18 protein-coding genes and 1 riboswitch are annotated in these 21480 nt (G+C 40.5%); of the genes, 11 read left to right on the top strand and 7 right to left on the bottom strand.

The annotated features are described in order from the left end of the window. Positions 1–2: 2 nt before the first annotated feature. The 4 genes from NFU46_RS02955 to NFU46_RS02970 all read left to right on the top strand — a co-directional run bounded on the left by NFU46_RS02955 (position 3) and on the right by NFU46_RS02970 (position 6013). Positions 3–548: a condensin complex protein MksE gene (locus NFU46_RS02955; protein WP_063705788.1), complete on the top strand. Its 546-nt coding sequence runs from the start codon at positions 3–5 to the stop codon at positions 546–548. Further along, positions 548–3334, top strand: a complete 2787-nt coding sequence (locus NFU46_RS02960) for an ATPase (protein WP_251599580.1) — start codon at positions 548–550, stop codon at positions 3332–3334. The genes NFU46_RS02955 and NFU46_RS02960 overlap by 1 nt, the downstream gene beginning before the upstream one ends. Positions 3335–3456: 122 nt before the next feature. Next, complete coding sequence (locus NFU46_RS02965; RefSeq protein WP_251599583.1) at positions 3457–4011, top strand: DUF4136 domain-containing protein; 555 nt, start codon at positions 3457–3459, stop codon at positions 4009–4011. Positions 4012–4174: 163 nt separating this feature from the next. Then, positions 4175–6013 carry a TonB-dependent receptor gene (locus tag NFU46_RS02970; protein WP_251599585.1) on the top strand — a complete coding sequence of 613 codons (1839 nt, stop codon included), beginning with the start codon at positions 4175–4177 and terminating at the stop codon, positions 6011–6013. Between the two features lie 166 nt (positions 6014–6179). On the opposite strand, the gene NFU46_RS02975 is transcribed toward NFU46_RS02970, so the two are convergent. After that, positions 6180–6428, bottom strand: a complete 249-nt coding sequence (locus NFU46_RS02975) for a YkgJ family cysteine cluster protein (RefSeq protein WP_054551936.1) — start codon at positions 6426–6428, stop codon at positions 6180–6182. A gap of 157 nt (positions 6429–6585) precedes the next feature. On the opposite strand from NFU46_RS02975, the gene NFU46_RS02980 reads away from it, so the two are divergent. The 6 genes from NFU46_RS02980 to NFU46_RS03005 all read left to right on the top strand — a co-directional run bounded on the left by NFU46_RS02980 (position 6586) and on the right by NFU46_RS03005 (position 16098). Beyond that, entirely contained in the window at positions 6586–7758 is a 1173-nt protein-coding gene (locus NFU46_RS02980) for an efflux RND transporter periplasmic adaptor subunit (RefSeq protein ID WP_175082200.1), read from the top strand. 3 nt (positions 7759–7761) lie between these two features. Then, positions 7762–10914, top strand: coding sequence for an efflux RND transporter permease subunit (locus NFU46_RS02985; RefSeq protein ID WP_251599589.1), 3153 nt, complete (start codon positions 7762–7764; stop codon positions 10912–10914). A 157-nt stretch (positions 10915–11071) separates the two neighbouring features. After that, positions 11072–12688 carry a murein L,D-transpeptidase gene (locus NFU46_RS02990; protein WP_175081016.1) on the top strand — a complete coding sequence of 539 codons (1617 nt, stop codon included), beginning with the start codon at positions 11072–11074 and terminating at the stop codon, positions 12686–12688. A gap of 8 nt (positions 12689–12696) precedes the next feature. Next, the gene (locus NFU46_RS02995) at positions 12697–13560 is read left to right on the top strand and encodes a D-Ala-D-Ala carboxypeptidase family metallohydrolase (RefSeq protein ID WP_251599592.1); all 864 of its coding nucleotides are present in this window, start codon (positions 12697–12699) and stop codon (positions 13558–13560) included. Between the two features lie 71 nt (positions 13561–13631). Further along, entirely contained in the window at positions 13632–14633 is a 1002-nt protein-coding gene (locus tag NFU46_RS03000) for an alpha/beta hydrolase (RefSeq protein WP_251599595.1), read from the top strand. Positions 14634–14655: 22 nt separating this feature from the next. Continuing rightward, a complete protein-coding gene (locus NFU46_RS03005) occupies positions 14656–16098 on the top strand; it encodes a serine hydrolase domain-containing protein (protein ID WP_251599598.1) in 1443 nt (480 codons plus the stop codon). 55 nt (positions 16099–16153) lie between these two features. Here the strand turns inward: NFU46_RS03005 and ribB are convergent, their stop codons facing one another. Both ribB and NFU46_RS03015 read right to left on the bottom strand, forming a co-directional pair. Then, on the bottom strand, positions 16154–16807 hold the full coding sequence (gene ribB, locus NFU46_RS03010; RefSeq protein WP_105180530.1) for a 3,4-dihydroxy-2-butanone-4-phosphate synthase: 654 nt from the start codon (positions 16805–16807) through the stop codon (positions 16154–16156). 106 nt (positions 16808–16913) lie between these two features. Next, positions 16914–17061, bottom strand: a riboswitch (FMN riboswitch). Between the two features lie 47 nt (positions 17062–17108). Further along, on the bottom strand, positions 17109–18047 hold the full coding sequence (locus NFU46_RS03015) for a LysR family transcriptional regulator (RefSeq protein WP_058585213.1): 939 nt from the start codon (positions 18045–18047) through the stop codon (positions 17109–17111). A gap of 102 nt (positions 18048–18149) precedes the next feature. Between NFU46_RS03015 and NFU46_RS03020 the strand changes: the two genes are divergently transcribed. Then, positions 18150–18806, top strand: coding sequence for a nitroreductase family protein (locus NFU46_RS03020; protein ID WP_251599601.1), 657 nt, complete (start codon positions 18150–18152; stop codon positions 18804–18806). A gap of 72 nt (positions 18807–18878) precedes the next feature. Here NFU46_RS03020 and NFU46_RS03025 read toward each other — a convergent pair whose 3' ends face one another. The 4 genes from NFU46_RS03025 to greA all read right to left on the bottom strand — a co-directional run bounded on the left by NFU46_RS03025 (position 18879) and on the right by greA (position 21460). Beyond that, the gene (locus NFU46_RS03025) at positions 18879–19280 is read right to left on the bottom strand and encodes a hypothetical protein (protein ID WP_158679663.1); all 402 of its coding nucleotides are present in this window, start codon (positions 19278–19280) and stop codon (positions 18879–18881) included. Further along, positions 19277–19717: a T6SS effector amidase Tae4 family protein gene (locus NFU46_RS03030; RefSeq protein WP_105180369.1), complete on the bottom strand. Its 441-nt coding sequence runs from the start codon at positions 19715–19717 to the stop codon at positions 19277–19279. Before NFU46_RS03030 ends, NFU46_RS03025 begins: the two co-directional genes overlap by 4 nt. A 104-nt stretch (positions 19718–19821) precedes the next feature. Then, positions 19822–20865, bottom strand: coding sequence for a S66 peptidase family protein (locus NFU46_RS03035; RefSeq protein ID WP_251599604.1), 1044 nt, complete (start codon positions 20863–20865; stop codon positions 19822–19824). A 118-nt stretch (positions 20866–20983) separates the two neighbouring features. Beyond that, the gene (greA, locus tag NFU46_RS03040; protein ID WP_054561700.1) at positions 20984–21460 is read right to left on the bottom strand and encodes a transcription elongation factor GreA; all 477 of its coding nucleotides are present in this window, start codon (positions 21458–21460) and stop codon (positions 20984–20986) included. Positions 21461–21480: the final 20 nt, after the last annotated feature.

Below are 21480 nucleotides of genomic sequence, written 5' to 3' on the forward strand. Positions count from 1 at the left end.
CCATGACAGATATTAATTTAGATGATTTAACGCATCTGCAAGCTATTAATAAAAAGCTCACATCAGGCTACCACATTAGCGAACAAGACACGCTGATGTGGCAAGAGCTTGACCAACACATTGATGCTTACCGCGCATTATTTAACGCCCTTGGCCATGATCTGCAACATGATAGCCGTGGTTTTTACTATTTTGGCAGCGACGAAAGCACCCCAAATATGGGTAAAATTTCGCGTGCCATCGCACTGACTATCTACATCTTGATTGAGCACTATGCCAATACCGGTAAAGATCCAATGCGTGCCTTGTTTGACGAAGTAAACGACCTTGAACTGATGCAAACCTTAGTGCAAATCAACAAGCACCTGTTTGATCAATTAGAAATCTTCTCAGGCTCAGATTTACGCAAAGACGTCTACTTACGTATGGTGCGTTTAGGTCTTGCTCGCGAAGTAGAAAACGGCTTTATGCTGCAAGCACCTATTTATCGTTATATCGATGCATTAATGGAAGTAAACGAAGAAACCTACCTAGGAGATGACGAATAATGCAAAGCCAAAGCCTATACGGACTCAGCAAACTTGCGCTTTTAAATACCGCTGGCTATGCAAAATGCGTGATCCCGCTGGATAAAAGTAGTTCAATCTGTGCACCTAATAATACCGGTAAAAGCTCGGTAATTAATGCCCTGCAATTTCCACTGATCAATGATTTACGTTTAACAGAATGGGATGGCCACGATTTAGACGAAACCCGAAAATTCTACTTTTCGTCAGACCAATCCTATATTTTACTCGAAGCTGACCTACCTAATGGCCCTGTGGTGATTGGTGTTGCCGGCCTTGGTAAAATTGCTGGTTACGCGCATCAGTTTTTTTGCTATCAAGGTAAGTTGAACCTTGAACACTACACTCAAGGCAAAACCATTGTAAAATTCACCAAGCTTTTTAATCACTTAAAAGAGCAAGGTTTCAATCCAATTGAATTAAAAGCGCAAGAGCTTAACGCCCTACTCACTGGCGGCGCAACGCCGTTTGATGGCGATATCAACTTAAAGATGATCCCCCTCAATAACGTGCAAGATTCAGCAATTTACAAAGAAATTTTCCGCCGTATCCTTAACTTGCATAAGTTAGGTGCCAGTGATGTTAAGCGCTTTATGTTACGCGTATTTGAGCGCCATATGTCAAACTCACGTGTCGACTTTTATGAAGTGTGGCGACGTTCATTTGATAAAGTGAATCGCGCTAAACGTGAATTAAAAGCCCTTGAGTCAATGCAAGAGCCAATCGCAGCTCTTGAATCTATGCTTGAAAACCAAACAGTTTTAAAAGGTAAGCTTGCTGCCTATGCGCCAAAAATTGACCAAGCACTGATTGACTTTGAAACCTATCAACAAGAGCAACTCTCTGAGCTCAATATTGCCCTTGAGGATATCGAACACGAAAAGCACGAATTCGACCAAAAGCAGCAGCTGTATATTCAGCAATCACGTGATATTGAACGTAAGCAAACACAAATTGAACAATGGTTTTTAGACTATCGAGCACTTAAATCTGAGTTTGAATTAGTTAATAAAGCCACCTTAAAAGTAAGCCTTACACAACTTAAACAAGATTATGAATCGCTATCGCATTCATTAAGCAGTGCCCAAGGGCAAAGCTTGCACACGCTTGATTACCGTATTAGCGAAACACAAAAGCAAATTAAGAGCTTAAAACTGCAGTTAAAGAACCTTGAGTTCAATTTATTCACCCGTATGCGTGAAGATTTATCTTTAAAAGAAGTTGAAGAGATTTCGCGTATTCTAAACCCTGATATCTTATCGTTTGCCACCACCAGCAATGGTGATGTTGAGATCACAGACGAAGATGCTTTTGGTGAGTTTTTAGAGCAATTATCGGCAAATGTGAAAGGCGGTGTACTGACTCTTCCTGGCGCGACGATTAAACTTAAAAAGCTAAGCCCAGTGCAAATGCAAACGGGCGAAAATAAAGAGCAATTAACCGCGCAACTCGCTGCCCTAGAAAACTCACTAAAAGAGTTTAAACAACAACGCGAAGTCGCTGCTAATGTCGCCGAAAAGCAAAAAGAAAAAGATGCTTTATATGATGAGCTAATGGCCTCAGAAGAAGCGTTAAAACGCTTTGAACAATTTGAAGTGATGCAGCAATCTGTCGATGCACAAACACTGCTAAAAGAGCAGTTAAATGCAGAACGCGAGCAAGTTGACGACTATCTGCAAGACATTCAAAAAAATAGTGGCTCAATCAGCGATCGTCGCTCAATTATCAAGTCGAAAAAAGATCTACTTGCGCGCCAAGCTGACCGTTTGCGTCAAGTTAAATCTGAACGTATCGATCACACGCTTGATTTTTACTCAGGCAAAGTCACTCCATACATGATTGAAATCAATATTGATTTTGATAACTTAAGTGACCTCATTCATCATTTTAACAAAGACTGCCAAGAGCTACGTAACTTTGATATCAACGTACGTAACACCTACATGCATATTTACAATGCGGGTATTACTAAATTTGATAACGAAAACGATGAGTTTACTAAATACGAAAAGCTTATTAGCGCGTTTCATAACATCGATAACGAGCGCGATGCCGTTGAACGTCAAGGCCGAGTTGCGTTAACCGAAGTAGCCGCCACTATTAAGGGCTTGCGTGAAGACTTAGACCGCCTACGCCGCGAAATGAACAGCTTTAATAAAGGCATTAGTCAGCATCGGATTTCTAACCTTCAAGCATTCAAAATTAATGTTATTCCGCGCAAGATGTTAGTTGATAGCATTGATACAATTATCAGTACCTCAAATCAGTTTGAGCAAGGCGATACCCTCGACCTATTAAGCCAAGAGCCTTATAGCGAATCTGCGGTAAACGAAGCGAAAGATCATTTAATTAAGCTTGCCTCAGAAAAAGCCGGTTTAACTCTGACCGATTTATTTGATATTCGTTTTGAAGTAGTAAACCGTGCTGGCGAAACTGAGCACTTCGAAAAAATCGATTCAGCCGGCTCTAACGGTACCCGTATTACCATTAAGCTACTGTGTGGCATGTTGTTTATTCGTTACTTATTAAGCGACCAAGAACAAAACTTGTATCGTATTCCGATTTATATCGATGAAGCAGCTGATATCGACCCACAAAACCAAAAAGCAATTATCGAAACCGCGCTTAGCTTTGGCTTTGTGCCGATTTTTGCCTCAGTTAAACCACAAGTTAGCTGTGATTACATCGTCCCTATTCGTACTGTTAAAGATGGTGCACAAAACTGGGTGGATGAAAAAGACTGGATAGAAGTAGAACACACTGTTTAATTACAAACTATTACAGTACTTTTTTGTAAATGTGCCATAGTTTTTAAATAATCATTCAGTTGAATATTATTTGTGTTATGTTATCAATCAAGTAGTGGAAATTTTGCCAAGGAGCAAACAATATGAAGAACTTATTAATCGCGACGGCTGTATTATTTTTAGCGGCTTGTGCTAAAACGCCTGATTGGGATTACGACAAATCAGCAGATTTTAGTAATTATAAAACCTTCTCTTGGGTACCTAATGCCAGCTTGACTAAAAACGTAGCGAACTACCAAATTAGCCCTTTAATGGAAAAACGTGTTCGTCACGCTGTAAATGCTGAACTAGAAAAAAGCGGTATGAAGCTAGTTGATTTAGCGCAAGCAGATGTACTAATTAACTATCACGCCTCTGTTGATACAAAAATTGATGTAGATACCTTTAACGTGGGTTACGGCGCTCGCTGGAATTACTGGGGTATGGGTTACAACACGCAAACAACTGCTCGCGAATACGAAGTGGGTACGTTAATTCTAGACGTGGTAGACCGTGCTTCTAACCAATTAGTTTGGCGCGGTGCGAAAGAAGGTCGTTTGCAAAAGAACCAATCACCTGAAAAGCGCACTGAAGTTATCAAAGAGACTGTTGCTAACATTCTAAGTAACTTCCCACCGCAATCAATTAATCAAAACTAAACACTGTTTTAGTTAAAAGACCGCGCAATTAGCGCGGTTTTTTATTGCCTGCTGAAATCTGGTTGGAGTGGTATAACTCAGTGATTCAGATACAATACCCGCAATTTTCAGTGCGCCTAACTAGCCCACTACCCCAGATTAAACAAAATCAAGAGAGTTTTAGATGGTACGCGCAGTACAGCTTACACTTCCCGCATTATTCGTCACTTGCTCAGTACTAGCAGAAGACACCAACAATATTGAACAAATCACCGTTGAAGTTTCAGCAACCGCAAATAAAGAACCTGTAGGTACTTTTGATGCACCGGTATCAAATTTAGAATATGACCCGCGTGTCGATTTGCAATCGCGTAATATGGCTGAAGCACAAGCTGATGTCACCATACGTGGTGGTATCTTTGAAAATACTGGCTTTCGTGTCGGTAGCAGTACGTTATTCGACCCTCAATCTGGTCACTACTTTGCTGAAATTCCAATTGCACCACAAATGCTAACAGGACCTTCAGTACTTACAGGTGCTGATAATGCCCTTTATGGTATGAATAGCTCGGTTGGTACGGTTTCATTTGGCTGGCGCCCTATCACGAGTACCGGTAGTGTTTCACTTGGCACAGGTACGAATGGCTTTAATTTACAAAGCATACATGCTGCCCGTAGCCAAAAGCTTGATAGCAAACCTGATTGGCGATTAGGTTTTGAGGGTGAATACTCGCACTCAAAAAGTGATGGCTCAATTGATAATGGCGACCACGACTTTGAACGTGCCTCAGCGCGTGTTCAACTTGCAAGCTCTACCTCGCAAACTGATTTAATGTTCGGCCGCCAAGAAAAGTTTTTTGGTTGGCCAAATCTTTACACGCCATTTAATTTTAACGAAACCGAAGATCTTGAAACCAAGCTTTTCATGCTCAATCACAAGCAAATGTATGGTGAGAGCAATACCTTTGAAGTGACTGGTTATTATCGTAAACATAACGACCATTATGTATTGTCTCGTGAAAACCCTGCTATTTTTGAAGCGTTTCACGAAACCACAGTTAAGTCATTGGGACTCTCTGGACGCCACCGTTTAAATGACCGCTATGCAATTAATTATGCTGGGCAATTTATTGCTGATGAAATTGAATCAACGTCTCTTGAAAACAACTTTACATCACGTAATTACACTAAGCTAAGTATCTTGCCTGAGTACAAATCAGCCCTTACAGCGAACAAAGAGCTTACTTTACGTGTTGGTGCTGCATTTGATGATACCAACCGTGATAGCTCAGATACCTCATTTATTGCCGATGCCAGCCTTAAAATAGCTAATCAAAATGGCAGTGAACATACTTGGTATGCGTCATACGCCGAGGCAACACAAGTTCCCGGTTATACCGCCATCGGCGGCAGTGAAACGGGCGGATTATTCAGAAGTAACTACAGCCTTGAGCGCGAAACTACCGATAACCTTGAATTAGGTTTACTGATTGAACAGTCTTCATGGCGTTTAGATTCAGCTATTTTCTACCGTAAAGATAAAAACCTTACGGATTGGACATATCGCTTTGATGCAACCTCAGCACGTTTTGCAAACCCGGTTGATATAGACACCTTAGGCGTTGAGTTTTTAGCGAATAAAACGTTCGAAAGCACTGATTTAATTGCCAGCTACACCTTTTTAGAAAAGTCAGAAGACTATGGCACGGCAGATATTGATGCGAGCTTTTATGCGCTTAACTACCCTGATCACCGTGTAACACTGGGTGCAGTATGGCAACCAATGGATGTGCTTGAGCTGCGTATCGATAACGAATGGTGTAAGCAACATAGTAACCGCTTACGTAACTCTGATGATGAAGCCTTCTTCACGCTGTTAACGCTAAAATTCACCCCAGCTCAGCTTGATAATGTGTTTGTTACCTTTGCAGCTGACAACATTTGGAATGAATCTTTCGAAGAAGTCCCAGGTACCCCAGGCCGCGGCGAACAATACACTCTTAGCGCTACCTATACGTGGTAAGCAAAAACAATAATGCCAGTCAATTGACTGGCATTATTGTGTCACGTTACCTTTCGAGGTATCTATCAAACCATAACCAAAATTATATTAAACGCCATAAAGAAAACTTTGCTTATAAAAATTACACCTCAGCAATCGTTAAAAAGTGTTAAAGGTTTAATCTTTTTTAAGTCATCTGCTCAAGTTCGGTAATTAAATACAGTGCTTGTTCGTTAGTGGTGCCACATACATCAACGGTAGCAGAAAAGTCACTACACACCTTAGGCCTTGATTCATCACCAAATAATTTACATAGGTTATTATCATCAAGTTGAATACAGCGCTCTCCCGCGGCTTTGCCGTTGGGCATTCCTGGGATCGGTGAGCTAATACTGGGTGCAATACAACAGGCGCCACAGCCTAATCTACATGCCATTTTATCTGTCATTGAGTACCTCTTATAGAACCTTTGTAGCGCCTTTGTAATATGTGTAATGGTTTGTTACATCTTCAAACGCCTTGTAAACACTTTATTGCGTATGCTTAGCCTATCAAATTTATTTTAATTACCGTCAACCGTGAGGGACTATCCCGTGGCTAGTAAAAAACAAATCATTCTCCCTATCGCCGTATTAGTCGGCGGACTTGGAATGGCATTCGCATTTGCCTCTATGAAGCAACCGCCAGTCGAAAAACCAGAACAAGATCTGCGCCCGCTTGTATCAATCAAACCGTTAAGTTTTGACGCTATTACCCTTGATGTAAAATCATACGGTATCGTTAAACCTAAAAACCAAACTGAACTTGTTGCGCAAGTGAGTGGTCAGGTTGTGTCGTTATCAGATCAATTTGTACAAGGTGGATTTGTTAAGCAAGGCGACATTCTAGCACGTATTGACCCAAATGATTACGAAGCGGCACTCATTGAAGCTGAAGCCGGTTTGGCACAAGCAAGCTCAGCGCTTGAGATAGAACGTGCACAGGTGTCAGTTGCGCAAGCTGAGTGGGACCGCATCAAAGGTGACTCAAACCAAATTATTCCATCTGAGCTTTATTTACGTAAACCACAACTTGCTGAAAAACTTGCAAGTTACCGTGCAGCGCAAGCAAGTGTAAAACGCGCAAAACGTAATCTTGAGCGCACATACATTAAAGCGCCTTACGATGCGATTATTGACGAGCGTCTAATTAGTTTAGGTAGTGTAGTAAACCCAGGTAACAGCTTTGGTAGCCTGAGCTCAACGTCATTGGCTGAAATTCGTTTACCTGTGGCAGATAAAGATCTGCAATACCTAAATAACCAAGGAATTGGCGCCAGCGTATCAATTAACGCTGAATTTGCAGGTAAACAAACAACCTGGCAAGCAACTATCGTACGTAGCGAAGGAGTTGTGGACCAACGTAGTCGCATGAATTACTTGGTAGCGCAAGTAGCAACGCCTTATGAGCAAAAGCAGCCATTACGTTTTGGCTCATACATTAACGCCACTATCGAAGGCCGAGCGCTGGATAATGCGATTGTTGTTCCGCACCATTTAGTTAAAGACAAAAAAGTCGCTGTTTTACAAGATGGCGAAACGCTTACCTTTAAAACACTTAACATCGTTCGCGAACAAAATGGCATGGTGATCGCCGATAATGGCCTTGCTAATGGTGAGCAACTGATTACCTCGGCACTTGAATACCCAACTGAAGGCATGGCGGTCAAGCTAGATGACGCAACACTAAGTGTGCCAACAACGCAGTTAGCGTTAAAAGAGGAATAAGCCATGACCACGCACAGAGAAAAAGGGCTTATTGCCTGGTTTGCTCGCAACCCAGTAGCAGCAAACTTACTTATGATTTTCATTTTAGTGGGAGGCTTATTGACAGCAATGTCGGTGCGTAAGCAAATGTTCCCACAATTTGAAAGTAACTGGATCAGTATTCAAGCTGTTTATCCGGGGGCTGCGCCGCAAGAAGTAGAAGAAGGCATCACCATTAAGGTCGAAGAGTCTTTAGAAGGTCTCGAAGGCATTAAGCGTTTAATTACCTATTCGAACCGTGGTTTTTCACAAGCTTGGATAGAAATCGAAGAAAAGTACGACCCGCAAGAAGTACTCGATGAAATCAAAATGCAGGTTGATTCAATCAATACCTTCCCTGCGGAGATGGAACGCCCAATTGTTCGCCGTGAAAAGTTTGAGCAAGAAGTTATGATACTCGCGCTATATGGCGATATGAGTAACTACCAGCTCAAAGAACTTGGTAACGACATAAAAGATGAGCTACAAGCTTTACCACAAATTAACTTGGTCAACTTTTACAGTGGCTTAAACTACGAAATTGGCATTGAAATCAGCCCAGATAAACTACGTGAGTATGGTTTAACTTTCCGTGATATTGCCACAGCCGTTCGCAGCTTTTCTGCCAATATGTCTGCAGGTCAAATTCGCTCTGAAAATGGCTACATTTCGATGCGTGTTGAAAATCAAGCGTATCGTGGTAAAGAGTTCGAAAATCTGCCTTTATTACACCTACCTGATGGCGCACAGGTGTTATTAGGTGATGTAGCAACAATTAATGACGGCTTTGAAGAAGGCTTACAATACTCTAAGTACAACGGTAAAAACTCACTAACTTTTGAAGTAAATGCGTCGAAAGATCAAGACATCACTAAAGTTGCTGCGGTATTAAAAAAATATCTAGCAGATAAAGCACCACAGTTACCAGCAGGCGTAAAACTATCACCGATTGTTGATTTAACTTACTACCTTGAAGGTCGTCTAAACATGATGATCGACAACATGATTTGGGGTGGTATTTTAGTGATGGTGGTACTGGCGCTATTTTTACCACTACGCTTAGCGTTTTGGGTAATGATGGGCTTACCTGTGTCATTCCTAGGTGCATTTTTAATGATGCCACTGGGCTTTATAGACATCACTGTTAACTTAGCTTCTTTATTCGCATTTATACTGGTGCTCGGGATAGTCGTTGATGATGCTATCGTCGTCGGTGAGTCTGCCAGTGCTGAAATTGAAAAGCATGGTCACAGCCTAGATAACGTAGTGCGCGGCGTAAAACGCGTTGCTATTCCTGCAACCTTTGGGGTGTTAACCACGATTGCCGCATTTTTACCACAAACACTGGCATCAGGCCCTGGCTCTGCGTTTTCAAAAGCCATTGGTGGTGTAATTATCCTATGTTTAGTGTTCTCATTAATTGAATCAAAACTAATCTTGCCTGCTCACTTAGCGGCAATGAAAAATAAACCTGCGAATCCTAAAAATCCTTTACATCGCTTACGTTTAGGTATGGATAATGGCCTCAAGAACTTTGTTGATAATTACTACACACCATTTATTGGTCGCTGTATTCATTACCGTTACACCGTGATTGTTGGCTTTATCTGTGTGCTTATTGTTAGTGGCGGTATGTTCGCTGGTGGCTTAGTGAAATTTGTTGCGAATCCTAAAATTCCACATGATTTCCCACGTATCTCAGTTGAAATGAACTTATCTTCGTCTGAGCAAGCAACCCTTGAGACAGCGCAAACCATTGAAAAGCTGATTTTAGATGTCGATAAACAACTTGAAGAGCAATATGGTCAAGCGATGATCCGCGACTTATCGGTTAGTTTACGTGGTCGTACAAGTGCACGCATTATGGCGATTTTGGTTGAACCAGACTTACGCCCTATTGATACCTTCCAATTAAGTGCAATGTGGCGCGAACAAATGCCACCACTGCCAGGTGTGAAAACGCTGAATATTGAAGACAGTATCATGAATGGCGGCCGTGATGACGGTGATGTTAGCTTTCGCTTAGAAGGCAAAGATATCAATAAGCTCAAAGAAGTGGCTGCAAAGTTAAAAGAAAAGCTAAATAGCATGCAAGGCGTAGGTGATGTAAATGACTCGCTTCAATCTGCAACTGACGAGGTTCAACTTGAACTTAAACCGCTTGCTTACAGCTTAGGGTTAACCCTTTCAGATGTGGCATCACAAGTTAGCTTTAGCTACTACGGCCTAGAAGCACAACGTATTTTACGTGACGGTGAAGAGATCAAAGTGATGATCCGCTACCCTCGTGAATCGCGAAACGCAGTAAGTGACATCACAGATGCTCGTATCATCACGCCAACGGGTGTTGAAGTACCGCTTGCTGAAGTTGCTAAAGTCAACATTGTTGATGGTGTAAACCGTATTCGTCGTGAAAACGCTAAACGTACTGTAAACGTGTGGGCTGCGGTTAATACTGACCAAGCTGAACCATTTGCCATTGCAAAAGAAATTCGTGACGAGTACTTACCTAGCCTACTGAAAAGCTACCCAGGTGTAGAAAGTAATGTAGCCGGTCGTATTCAAGAAGAAATGGACAGTGTGGCAGAACAAGTACGTGACTTTGCTTTATCAATGATGATTATCTTTGCGTTACTTGCTATTCCACTACGCTCGTACTCACAGCCATTTATTATCATGTCGGTTATTCCATTCGGTGTAATTGGTGCGATGTTTGGTCATATGATTTTAGGTATGACAATGAGTAGCTTATCGGTATTCGGTATCATCGCTGTTGCAGGTGTGGTCGTAAACGACTCGCTAGTGATGGTCGACTTTGTCAATAAAGCTCGCGCCGAAGGTGTAGCAATCAAAGAGGCTGTAATGCAAGCCGGTGCGCGTCGTTTTAGAGCAATATTACTGACCTCAATAACGACCTTTATTGGTGTATTACCAATCATTATGGAAACAAGCTTACAAGCAAAAATCGTTATCCCAATGGCTGTATCTCTAGCATTCGGGGTGTTATTTGCAACGGTCATTACGCTTATTTTAATCCCTTGTCAGTACGTCGCGTTAGAAGACTTTAAACGCTTAATTGGCAAGCTAAGAGGTAAAAAAGCAGAACCAGAAGCAAAATTACAAACAACCAGTAATTAAGCCCCTCTCAAGATCCCAACCGAACGCTTGGCAATAAATTTGCCAAGCGTTTTTTATTTAAAAATATGTTCCTATAAATCGTATTGTTTTGCTAAGCTTAAATGAGCAAAAAAGAAACAATTCAAGAAATTACTAAATACGTTATAAGGACATAGCTATGAAAATTCTACGCTACACAGCTTTGGTAAGTTGTTTATCCATTTGTATGCCTGTGCTGGCTGAAAACCAATACTTACAACAACAGCTTGAGCCTATTCTGATTGGTGAATCTCACAGTATAGAAGGACAACAAATCCACTCTCCTGAAATGACCGTTGCCACCTATAAAGCAAATAATTTTGAACGAGTATGGGACAACGCAAAATATGCCAAGCAAGCGCTCAACTTAATTGCGCAAGCAGAACTTGAAGGGCTATCTCCTAACGACTATCACTTTGATACATTAATGGCGCTGGCCAGCGAAATAGATAAACGCGGAGCGGATGCCGTAGAAGCCCAGTTTGATGTTCTAATGACTGATGCCGTCATGACCTATGCAAAACACTTAATTCGCGGAAAAGTAAACCCTAAACAACTAGCAGCCACATGGAACTATGAACAGTTTGATGTCAGCCCAGATGCTGCAGCGGCCTCATTACTTAAACATGTAAAATCCAAAAGCCTTGATAAGGGACTTGAAAATCTAAAACCTGTTTTGCCTCATTATAAGCGTTTAAAAGACGCCCTTGTGTTTTATCGAGAGCTTGATGCTACCGGCGAGTTACCTGACTTCGCACTGCAAAATAAAGTATTAAAACCGGGGCAATCAGACCCAGCAGTGCCACTTTTAAGACAAAAGTTAAAACGACTAAAGTATTTTGACGGCAGTAACAGTGATGCCACTGATTATAACGATGAGCTAGTCGCAGCAGTTAAACGCTTTCAGAATGCGCATCAAGTTGCTGATGATGGTGTGATTGGCAATGCGACGTTAAAACTACTCAACAAAGATTACAGTGAGTACGTTAATGATATTTTAGTAAACCTAGAGCGCATTCGTTGGGTTGATAACACGCTAACAGAGCGCTTCTTAGTGGTAAATATCGCAGGTTACCTGCTGTATTTATTTGAAGACAATAAATTAAAATGGCAAACCAATGTAGTCGTAGGCAGAAACTACACCAAAACGCCAATATTTAAAGGGCAAATGAGCTATATCGTGATGAACCCAACCTGGACAGTACCGAGGAGTATTTCAGGTGGCATCATCAAAAAAATGAAAGAAAACCCAAACTACTTAAACGAGAAAGACTTTGTTGTGGTTGATAGTCGCCGTAACCCAGTTGATAGCGAGAGTATTGATTGGCCGAATGCTAGCCGCAAAAACTTCCCATATTGGTTTGTACAACAGCCTTCAGAGAATAATTCATTAGGGCAAATCAAGTTTATGTTCCCTAATAAATACTCAATCTATTTGCACGACACCCCTGCAAAAAGTTTATTCCAGCAAGACCAACGTGCATTTAGCCACGGCTGTGTAAGAGTTGATGATCCATTCACCTTAGCTGAGAAAATCTTAGAAACCTCGGATAATTGGAGCCGTAGTGAAATTGATGACGCCATTGCTGCAAAAGAAACTAAAAAAGTCAGCTTATCAAAACCGCTGGATGTACTGTTAATGTATTGGACCGTTGCGGGTAACGACGAGGGCCTACAATTTTATACCGACGTTTATAATCGCGATGGCGCGTTATTAAAAGCACTCACCACACCATTAGCAAACAATACAATTTAGAGGTCACTATGTATTTCAGCCGTATTATTTTTAGTGTGTGCTTAGCGTTAACTACATGCTCTGTTGCTGCCATTGAATTAACTTACTCGCTGCACAGCCTTGTACTTGATGCAAAACAAGTGCTCACACTTGATAACACGGCTGATTTTACAGCTACTACAGTATCAGATGTTGAGACTGAGCGATTAGGGCCAAATAGCATTGCCGTTTATGCCCCAGAAAATGCAGGGTTTTATAGCCTAGTACTGAGTAACAACAAAACCAGCAAACGCTTACTCGTTATAGTGAAAAAACCATTCAATGCTAACAATAAGCAATTGAATAATTATCAAATAGGCCTCTACCCTGCCCCTTATAAAGGCTACCCACAATACAGTGCGCCAAACGGGTTTATAGAAATTTTTGAGAAAGACCTAACACGCCAGTTGACTCCTCATGTGCAAGTTAAAAATGTAATTTGTAAGCAAGTGAGTGGCTTTCCGAAGTATCTTTATGTCAACAACGATGGCTTGATGATGCTCGAAGATCTGCTCACGTTTGTACAAAATGAAGGGATTAAAGTTAGCAAATTTGCCTTTATCAGCGGCTATAGAACACCCCATTACAATCGCTCAATTGGTAATGGCAAACACAGCCGACACCAATACGGCGATGCCTTTGACTTATATATAGATGAAGATGGTGATGGCCGAATGGACGATTTAAACGGTGATGGCAAACTATCGATTGCTGATGTTGATGTACTTTATAAAGTGTTTGAGAAATTCCAAAAGCAAAGCCGCTATAATGGCGGTATTGGCCGCTATAAACCTGCCTCCCACCACGGTGGTTTTGTTCACATAGATAACCGTGGATTTACCGCTAGGTGGTAATTGCAAGCTTAATATAACCCTTGAAGAAATATTATCCAATTGCATTATTACTGCTTGATTGGTAAGTTGTTGTGATTAATGGAAATACTACAATAACAACAAAGGGAATTATGCGCTTTATCCTCTGCATTTTTTATATTTCAGTCCTCAGTGGTTGTCAAAGTTTTATTGCTTATCAAATCACTCAACCTGTAGAAGAAATATCTTACGGTGGCCCTGACGACCCAATGTTAAATACCGTTTACGAAGGTATACCTCACAAAACATGTAACACTACGCATAACTGTATAGCAGTTAGAATATTTTCCCATAATGATTTAATAGAATATTTTGAGCAAGGTGAACAATTTGGCATAACTTTTAAACTAAAATCTAAAGAGGAAATGGAAACATTTGAAACAACTTTGACCTCTATAAATGGCGCTAAACGGAAAAACGATTCAGCGATTATAGTATTCCCTGGTTATGGTGTGAGTAGTTTAATTTATAGCTTTCAAGCCCGTTGGCTTAGCCATTTTACCGGCAAAGATGTCATCCTCATGCCTGCGAGCAATCAGTATAGTGAATTCAAGTTTGGTCTAAATAGTCTTGGTGTATTAAAGCATTTTTTAAATACCAACCAATACCAACAAATTGATATTTTAAGTTATTCAATAGGCAGTATTGCTGCTATGCAACTTGCAAAGCAAATGCCTAATGTAAAACAACAGATAATGGTTGCACCAATGATGCACTTTGACACCGCATTAATGTCCGTAGCTAAAAGTTATCACCCAACCTTAAGCTACTTTGTCAAAGATAATGATTTTAAAAATGCAGCAAAAAATGTAATTCAAAACAGTGGTATTGATGAAACACAGCTTGATTTAATCGCCCTACTGAACGGCAAACAATCAGCTAATAGAACCACACTCTATGTCAGTAACGCTGACCCAATAAGCCCCGCTAGTTATTGGCAAGCACTTCAAAATAAGAGTGTATCTGTTGTGCATTACAGTAATTTGAACCACACCAGAATGGTAAGCCTTATTAATCAAGCCATGCGCAATGAGGTTTTACATCGATTAATGTAACCAACAAATAACAAGGACAGCAATGAACATATTCTTTAATAAACTAAGGTTGCTTGTAGTTTTTTATTTAGTCGCAATTTCAAGCCTCGCACATAGCCAAAACATGCAAGCACAGATGGCTGACTTTATTAATGGCTTTCATAACTTTAAGCAGTTTAATGGCAATGTATTAGTTGCTAAGGATGGAAAAGTACTGTTTGAGCAAAGCTTTGGCTATGCCAACTTTGAATGGGATATAAGACATAGTAATAAAAGTAAATTTAGAATTGGTTCAATTACCAAACAATTTACCGCCATGTTAATTCTGCAATTGGCACAAGATGGAAAACTTAAACTCGATGATCACCTTGCAACATACCTCCCTGATTACAGAAAAGATATAGCCACTAAAATTACCCTTCGCCAAATACTTAATCACACCTCTGGTCTTGGAAATTATACTCAGGCAAAATCTTTTCGTGATGAGTACAGCCGAAACCCTTACAGTGTTGATGAATTTATTCGCTTATTATGTAGTGATGATCTAGTGTTCGAGCCTGGCACTGAATTTCGTTATAGCAATTCTGGCTATTTTATTTTGGGTGCGGTAATCGAAAAGGTAACAGGTCAAAAATATCAAGACGTATTGCAGAAGAATATTTTAGATCCACTCGATATGAAGAGTACAGGCTATGATTCTCACAATAAAATCATTAAATTTCGCGTATCGGGTTACGACAATGGCCTAGCAGGTTATAGCAATACTGATTATTTAGATATGTCTATCCCTTATGCTGCTGGGTCAATGTATTCAACAGCACGAGATTTACTAAAATGGGATCAAGCTCTCTACACAGATAAGTTATTGAACAACGAATATAAAAAACAGATGTATCAAGTTTCTGAGCAAAGAAATTATGCACTTGGTTGGGAAGTTACAAACCTTGATAAAAGCACCTACGGAAAACCGCTAACCCGTATTCAACATGGCGGTGGCATCAATGGTTTTAATGCGTTTATAAGTAGAATAATCGAAGACAAATTACTGGTTGTCATTTTAAATAACACCGGTGGTGCGCCACTCACACCCATGACTAATGGCTTACTTGCAATCTACTATGGCAAACCCTACGAAAAAGCGACAGAGCATGTAGATAGTAAACTTTATAACGCATTTAAACGTGAAGGTATTGCAGGAATGAAGAATAGCTATCAGCAAATGGTGAGTGAGGGTAATACGCCTAGAGAAAGGTCGCTAAACTACTTTGGCTATGAATTAATGCAGATGGATGAGCTAGACGCCGCAATCACGGTGTTTGAACTCAATAATCAATCTTATCCAGAATCAGCAAATACGTTTGACAGTTTAGGTGAAGCATATTTAGCAGTTGGTGATAAACAAAAAGCATTAGCAAGTTACAAAAGTGCGCTAAAACTTAATCCTGACAGTGAAAGTGCTAAACAAGCGATTGAGAAATTACAATAAATATAGGCCACAAGAGTGGCCTAGCTTTTTACTTACAGCTTATAGCTTAAAGCTTTTAACAAGCCTGTTTTTGCGTTGCTTGGATATAAGCAACTAAATCTTCAATCGATACAACGGGCATATTGTGCTCACTGGCAAACTTGCTAACTTCAGGCAAGCGAGCCATTGAACCATCTGGATTCGTTAATTCGCAAATAACACCAAACGGTGTTAAACCCGCTAACTGCATTAAATCAACCGATGCCTCGGTATGGCCACGGCGCACTAATACCCCACCGGTTTGTGCTCGCAGTCCAAACACATGTCCTGGACGAGATAAGTCTTCAGGCTTTGCATTGTCAGCTGTTGCCGCTTTAATGGTGGTTACACGATCAGCTGCTGAAACGCCAGTTGTCACGCCCGTTTTAGCTTCAATGGTCACTGTGTACGCTGTTTTGTTCTGACTGGTGTTATGCTCAACCATTTGTGGTAAATCAAGCTGTTTAACACGCTCATCGCCCATGCAAAGACACACAATACCGCTACCTTCACGGATCATCATGGCCATTTGCTCTGTGGTCAGGTGCTGTGCTGAGTACACAAAATCACCTTCGTTTTCACGGTTTTCGTCATCTACCACAAGTACGCCCTCACCTTGCTGCAAAGCAGCAATCGCACGTTCAACGCGTTCAAGTGGTTCGCCAAATTGGCTGAGTAAAGAAGACTGAATCATCATTTTTAATACCTATTAAATTAAATATGAAAAGATTCAGGACATTGAAAGGCACAGCAAAAAGGACCACCCGCAGGCAGCCAATTACTGTTTTATAGATAAACTATATTCTCTTTCATCCGGACTATCACCGTCGGCTCTGGCCTCTCACCAGATCTGCTGACCTTTAACCGAAGTTAAAGCGCTCGCGGGCTCACTTAAATTCAAAGTATACCGCCGGTGGGGAATTTCACCCCGCCCTGAGAATGTTGCTTAATCAATAAGATGAATAAGCCAAGCTATTCTATACCTAAAGTAATTAGTTATCGAGTACCCGCTTATCTAATATGCCTTTTTCAATCAGTTGATTGAGTATCGCCTTGGTTTTTTCTCGGCATATATCACGCACTAGACGAACCGCGGGTGTAATGGACTGTCGACTTGGGCATATTAGCCAAAGCTCTGCACATAAGTGAGGATAATTTTGCATCACTGGCACTACCCGCCCACTTAGTAAATCATCACTGATATCAATACATGATTTAACCGCTAGGCCTTTACCAGCCACACACCAACGCCTTACCAAATCACCATCATTAGATGCTCGACGGCCTTGCATTTTCACTTTAAAACGCTCGGTTCCATCGGTAAATTCCCAAACATTATTGATGATATCTTGTAGTTGATAAAATAGACCTTGATGCTGATTTAATTCATCTGGATGTGTCGGCGCGCCATGTTCAGCAATATACTCTGGGGTTGCACATAACAGCCGCGGAACATTGCAAATTTTAAAGCCATATAAATTTGAGTCAGATGGCGAGCCATACCTAAGTGCAAAATCAACGGAGTCTCGGTAAAAGTCGACATTACTATCGCTAATATGCGGGCGCATACTCAGCTTTGGATACTCATCAAGTAACTCATCTAACCATGGGATAATGATGTTGCGGCCTAAATCTGAAGATAATGCGACTCTTAGCTCCCCTTCAATTTCATCATGCTCACCTTTTAACGCAAGTGTGGCTTGCTCAAGCATGAGCACTGCTTGCTGACACTGAGGTAAAAAGCGCTCTCCAGCCGCAGATAAGCGCAAATGACGAGTTGTACGAACAAATAACTCAGCACCCAGCGCTGCTTCAACACGTTTAATTGCAGCGCTGGCGGTAGCGGCTCGCATGTCTAATTTTGCTGCTGCGGTTGTAATACTACGAAATTCAGCCACCTTGAGGATTAATTTGAGATCTTCAACCAACATATTAACTAAAAATTTTTGATAATGTTTATTCGATTATGCGCTTTATCGCAAAGTATGCAAGGCGTAAACTGCACCTAATTGTTATACATGCGGGAGCAAATCATGACACACCCAGTCATTTCTGACTTACAACGCCGTTATACAAGTAAACGTTACGACGCTTCAAAACAAATTAGCCAAGCAGACTTAGCTGTAATTATAGAAGCATTACGCCTGTCGCCATCGTCTATTAATTCTCAACCATGGAAATTTGTGGTCATTGAATCAGAGCAAGGTAAACAGCGTCTGCATGATAGTTTTGCAAATAAGTTTCAATTTAACCAAGTTCATGCAAAAGCGGCATCACACACCATTTTATTTGCTTATAACCCAAGCTATAAACGTGCTGATTATGAAAAAGTAATTGATGCCGATATTGCTAATGGCCGTACAAAAGCTGAAAACAAAGAGCAGGCTTTTGGTGCCTTCGCCTTTGTTGATTTAAATACAGATGAGCAAGGTGTTAACGCCGCTTGGACTAAAGCTCAAACCTACATTGCATTAGGTAATACCATGCATACAGTGGCTCGTTTAGGTTTAGATTCAACACCGATGGAGGGTGTCGATAAAGACTTACTCGGTGAGCTATTCGCTGATGAGTTAGATGGTTATGTTTGTGAAGTAGCGCTTGCTATTGGTTATCACGAGCCAGAGCAAGATTATAATGCTGCATTACCAAAATCACGTTTAGATAAAAATTCTGTAATTAAGATTGTTTAACAAACCTTAATAGTTACGCCTTTTAATGTAGGCGTAACTTAGAATGGCTATTATAAATGAGCTTATAAGCTTTTAATCAGATAGAAACTGCCTATACATTTTTTCATCCAAGCCTAAATTGGGACAAACCAAGGTTTTATCCTTCACCTTTGACAATGATAGCTTTTCATTATTAACAATAACTGCTTGATATTCTAATGAACAATTATCTTCTTTTGTTACGGACCATCTCGACAGTTTATCTAACGGTGATGGTGCCCCAGAAATAATATAAACCTCTGTTTCACCATATTTTTTAAAATTTAATAAATTATCATGAACTTTCACTAAACTGCATGGAGTAATTAATCCCAGTTTCTTTTCTGTATTATTTAACTTCACTGTACAACTTTCCGAATTTAATAAAAAAGCACTTTTCGCAGTTGAACAGGATAAAAGTAATATCATGCCAAGCAATAATAATTTTACTCTCACACTAATATCTCCCAAAACCAAACTTGATCACCAAGTTCAAGCCAATCAGAGCTTCCTCCCTTAAGGTATTCACCATCCCATAAATCAATATGGTCAGTGTTACCCCAACCATTCATAATGAAGATAATCCCTTTTTTATCTTTCAAAGCAGACAATGCGCCCCCTTTTATCACTTTTTTTGATCCGAATTCCTTACAATTAGAAGAGTCTATCCAGTTTGCTAATTCTTGTGCAGCCAATATATGCCTAGGGCTATGTTTCAGGCCGGGATAACATCTACGTTGAGGGTACATAATATCGAATGAAGAAGTATCAATTCCTGATTTTTCTAATGATACCCCCATCCTAATAGCACATTGATTTTGAAATAAAGATTTATCACAAGGTGAGTTAGGATAAGGGTGGTTTTTCCAAAGTTTGTTAAATTGAATTATCATAAAAGTTCCATTTTTATTTAAAAACCTATTTTAGGAACTTCAAAGTAATAAACAACCCAACTAAAGTTTAAAAAATCACAACTCATTAAATGAATTGGTTGCCTTTAAGTACATATTGTCTTCACAACCACATTACTCGCTAATCCATCAGACAAATCCGCCGTTATTGTGGCAACAGCTCCATTTATTAGTGCTAAATTAGGGGCTACGTGGCCAATGTCGGCATCAACGATAACTGGGAATAAATTACCTTTAAATGCGAGCTCTATTGCTTGGTATTCATCAAAGTAGCAGTCGTTATTAATTGCAGGGCTGCGGCCAAATACCACCGCATTTACATCAGTAAAAACATCATTCAACTTTAACGATAACAAACAACGTGCAAGGGCCATCGGACTAAGCTCTGCATTTTCTAGGTATAAAATTAACCCCTCAGGCGCATACTGCTTTTTAAATTCATGCAATGCATAGTAATTTGAGGGTAACAACAGACCTAACGTATCTAAACAGCCGCCAATTAAGCGCCCAGACACTTCAATTTGGCGTTTATCTTTATAGTTAATACAGCGCCATTGGCTTGGTGCTGTATAGTAAAATTGAGCATCAGGCTTTGCTTTATAATCAATTGGCTTTTGCTGATAAAAAGGCGAAGCAACTTGATGCAGTTGCTGTTTTTCTTCAAGTGACATGGCACTGAATATATTTGCTAAATAAACATCGGGATCGTCAGGGTGAATTTGCATTAAATTCGCAGCGTGCAAGGTTGCCCAGCCACAACGAGTGGTTAATGCACATGCAAACGTACTGATATCTGAAAAGCCAACTAACCACTTAGGCCTTGCTTTACTTATCGCATTGAAATCGAGAAGGGGTAAAATCTCCATAGTAAGATCACCGCCCCATGGCGGCATAATGGCTGCGATTGAATCATCAGTTAAATATTGCATTAGCTCATCAGCACGTTGCTTTGCACTATTGTGTGACTGTCGTAAGCAGGCACCTTCAACAACAGTAAAACCTTTGGCTGTTAAGCCATTAAGTACTATGTCTAAGCGCTCATGAAAGGCTTTATCAACACCTGATGAAAAAGCACATATGGCTATTTTATCACCTTGCTCGAGCGGTTTAGGATACTGAATTTTCGCCATTATTACTCCTTCATTGCAACAGTCTTGTAGCCAACGTACCGAATAAATCCACGCCTGTAAACAGGCATAAAAAAACCGCAGTATGAACTGCGGTTTTTCTCAATGCTTGGTTAAGCTACTAAATATACTCAACTTCAATGATTTCGTACTCTACTTCACCGTTTGGCGTTTTAATGATAACGGCATCATCTACCTCTTTACCAATTAAACCACGCGCGATTGGTGAGTTAACTGAGATCAGATTGTTTTTGATATCTGCTTCGTCATCGCCTACGATTCGGTATTTTACTTCAGCATCGGTTTCAACATTAACGATAGTAACCGTTGTGCCAAAAATAACTTTACCTGTGTTAGGCATTTTAGTTACATCAATGATTTGCACATTTGAAAGCTTCGCTTCAATTTCTTGAATACGGCCTTCGCAGAAACCTTGTTGCTCACGAGCAGCATGGTATTCAGCGTTTTCTTTCAAATCACCGTGCTCACGTGCTTCAGCGATATCAGCAACGATTTTTGGACGGGTAACTGTTTTTAATTCGTTAAGTTCTTCGCGCAGTAATGCTGCACCACGAACTGTCATCGGAATTGATTGCATATTATTCTCACTTAATCCCA

It is taken from the genome of Pseudoalteromonas sp. NCCP-2140, from assembly GCF_023708065.1.
Classification (GTDB): Bacteria; Pseudomonadota; Gammaproteobacteria; order Enterobacterales; family Alteromonadaceae; genus Pseudoalteromonas.

Coding starts and splice junctions, on each gene's coding strand:
- NFU46_RS02970 (WP_251599585.1), top strand. CDS start 4,175: ATGGTACGCGCAGTACAGCTTACACTTCCCGCATTATTCGTCACTTGC.
- NFU46_RS02960 (WP_251599580.1), top strand. CDS start 548: ATGCAAAGCCAAAGCCTATACGGACTCAGCAAACTTGCGCTTTTAAAT.
- NFU46_RS02995 (WP_251599592.1), top strand. CDS start 12,697: ATGTATTTCAGCCGTATTATTTTTAGTGTGTGCTTAGCGTTAACTACA.
- greA (WP_054561700.1), bottom strand. CDS start 21,460: ATGCAATCAATTCCGATGACAGTTCGTGGTGCAGCATTACTGCGCGAA.
- NFU46_RS03030 (WP_105180369.1), bottom strand. CDS start 19,717: ATGATAATTCAATTTAACAAACTTTGGAAAAACCACCCTTATCCTAAC.
- NFU46_RS02975 (WP_054551936.1), bottom strand. CDS start 6,428: ATGGCATGTAGATTAGGCTGTGGCGCCTGTTGTATTGCACCCAGTATT.
- NFU46_RS02955 (WP_063705788.1), top strand. CDS start 3: ATGACAGATATTAATTTAGATGATTTAACGCATCTGCAAGCTATTAAT.
- NFU46_RS03005 (WP_251599598.1), top strand. CDS start 14,656: ATGAACATATTCTTTAATAAACTAAGGTTGCTTGTAGTTTTTTATTTA.
- NFU46_RS03015 (WP_058585213.1), bottom strand. CDS start 18,047: ATGTTGGTTGAAGATCTCAAATTAATCCTCAAGGTGGCTGAATTTCGT.
- NFU46_RS03020 (WP_251599601.1), top strand. CDS start 18,150: ATGACACACCCAGTCATTTCTGACTTACAACGCCGTTATACAAGTAAA.
- NFU46_RS02990 (WP_175081016.1), top strand. CDS start 11,072: ATGAAAATTCTACGCTACACAGCTTTGGTAAGTTGTTTATCCATTTGT.
- NFU46_RS02965 (WP_251599583.1), top strand. CDS start 3,457: ATGAAGAACTTATTAATCGCGACGGCTGTATTATTTTTAGCGGCTTGT.
- NFU46_RS02985 (WP_251599589.1), top strand. CDS start 7,762: ATGACCACGCACAGAGAAAAAGGGCTTATTGCCTGGTTTGCTCGCAAC.
- NFU46_RS03035 (WP_251599604.1), bottom strand. CDS start 20,865: ATGGCGAAAATTCAGTATCCTAAACCGCTCGAGCAAGGTGATAAAATA.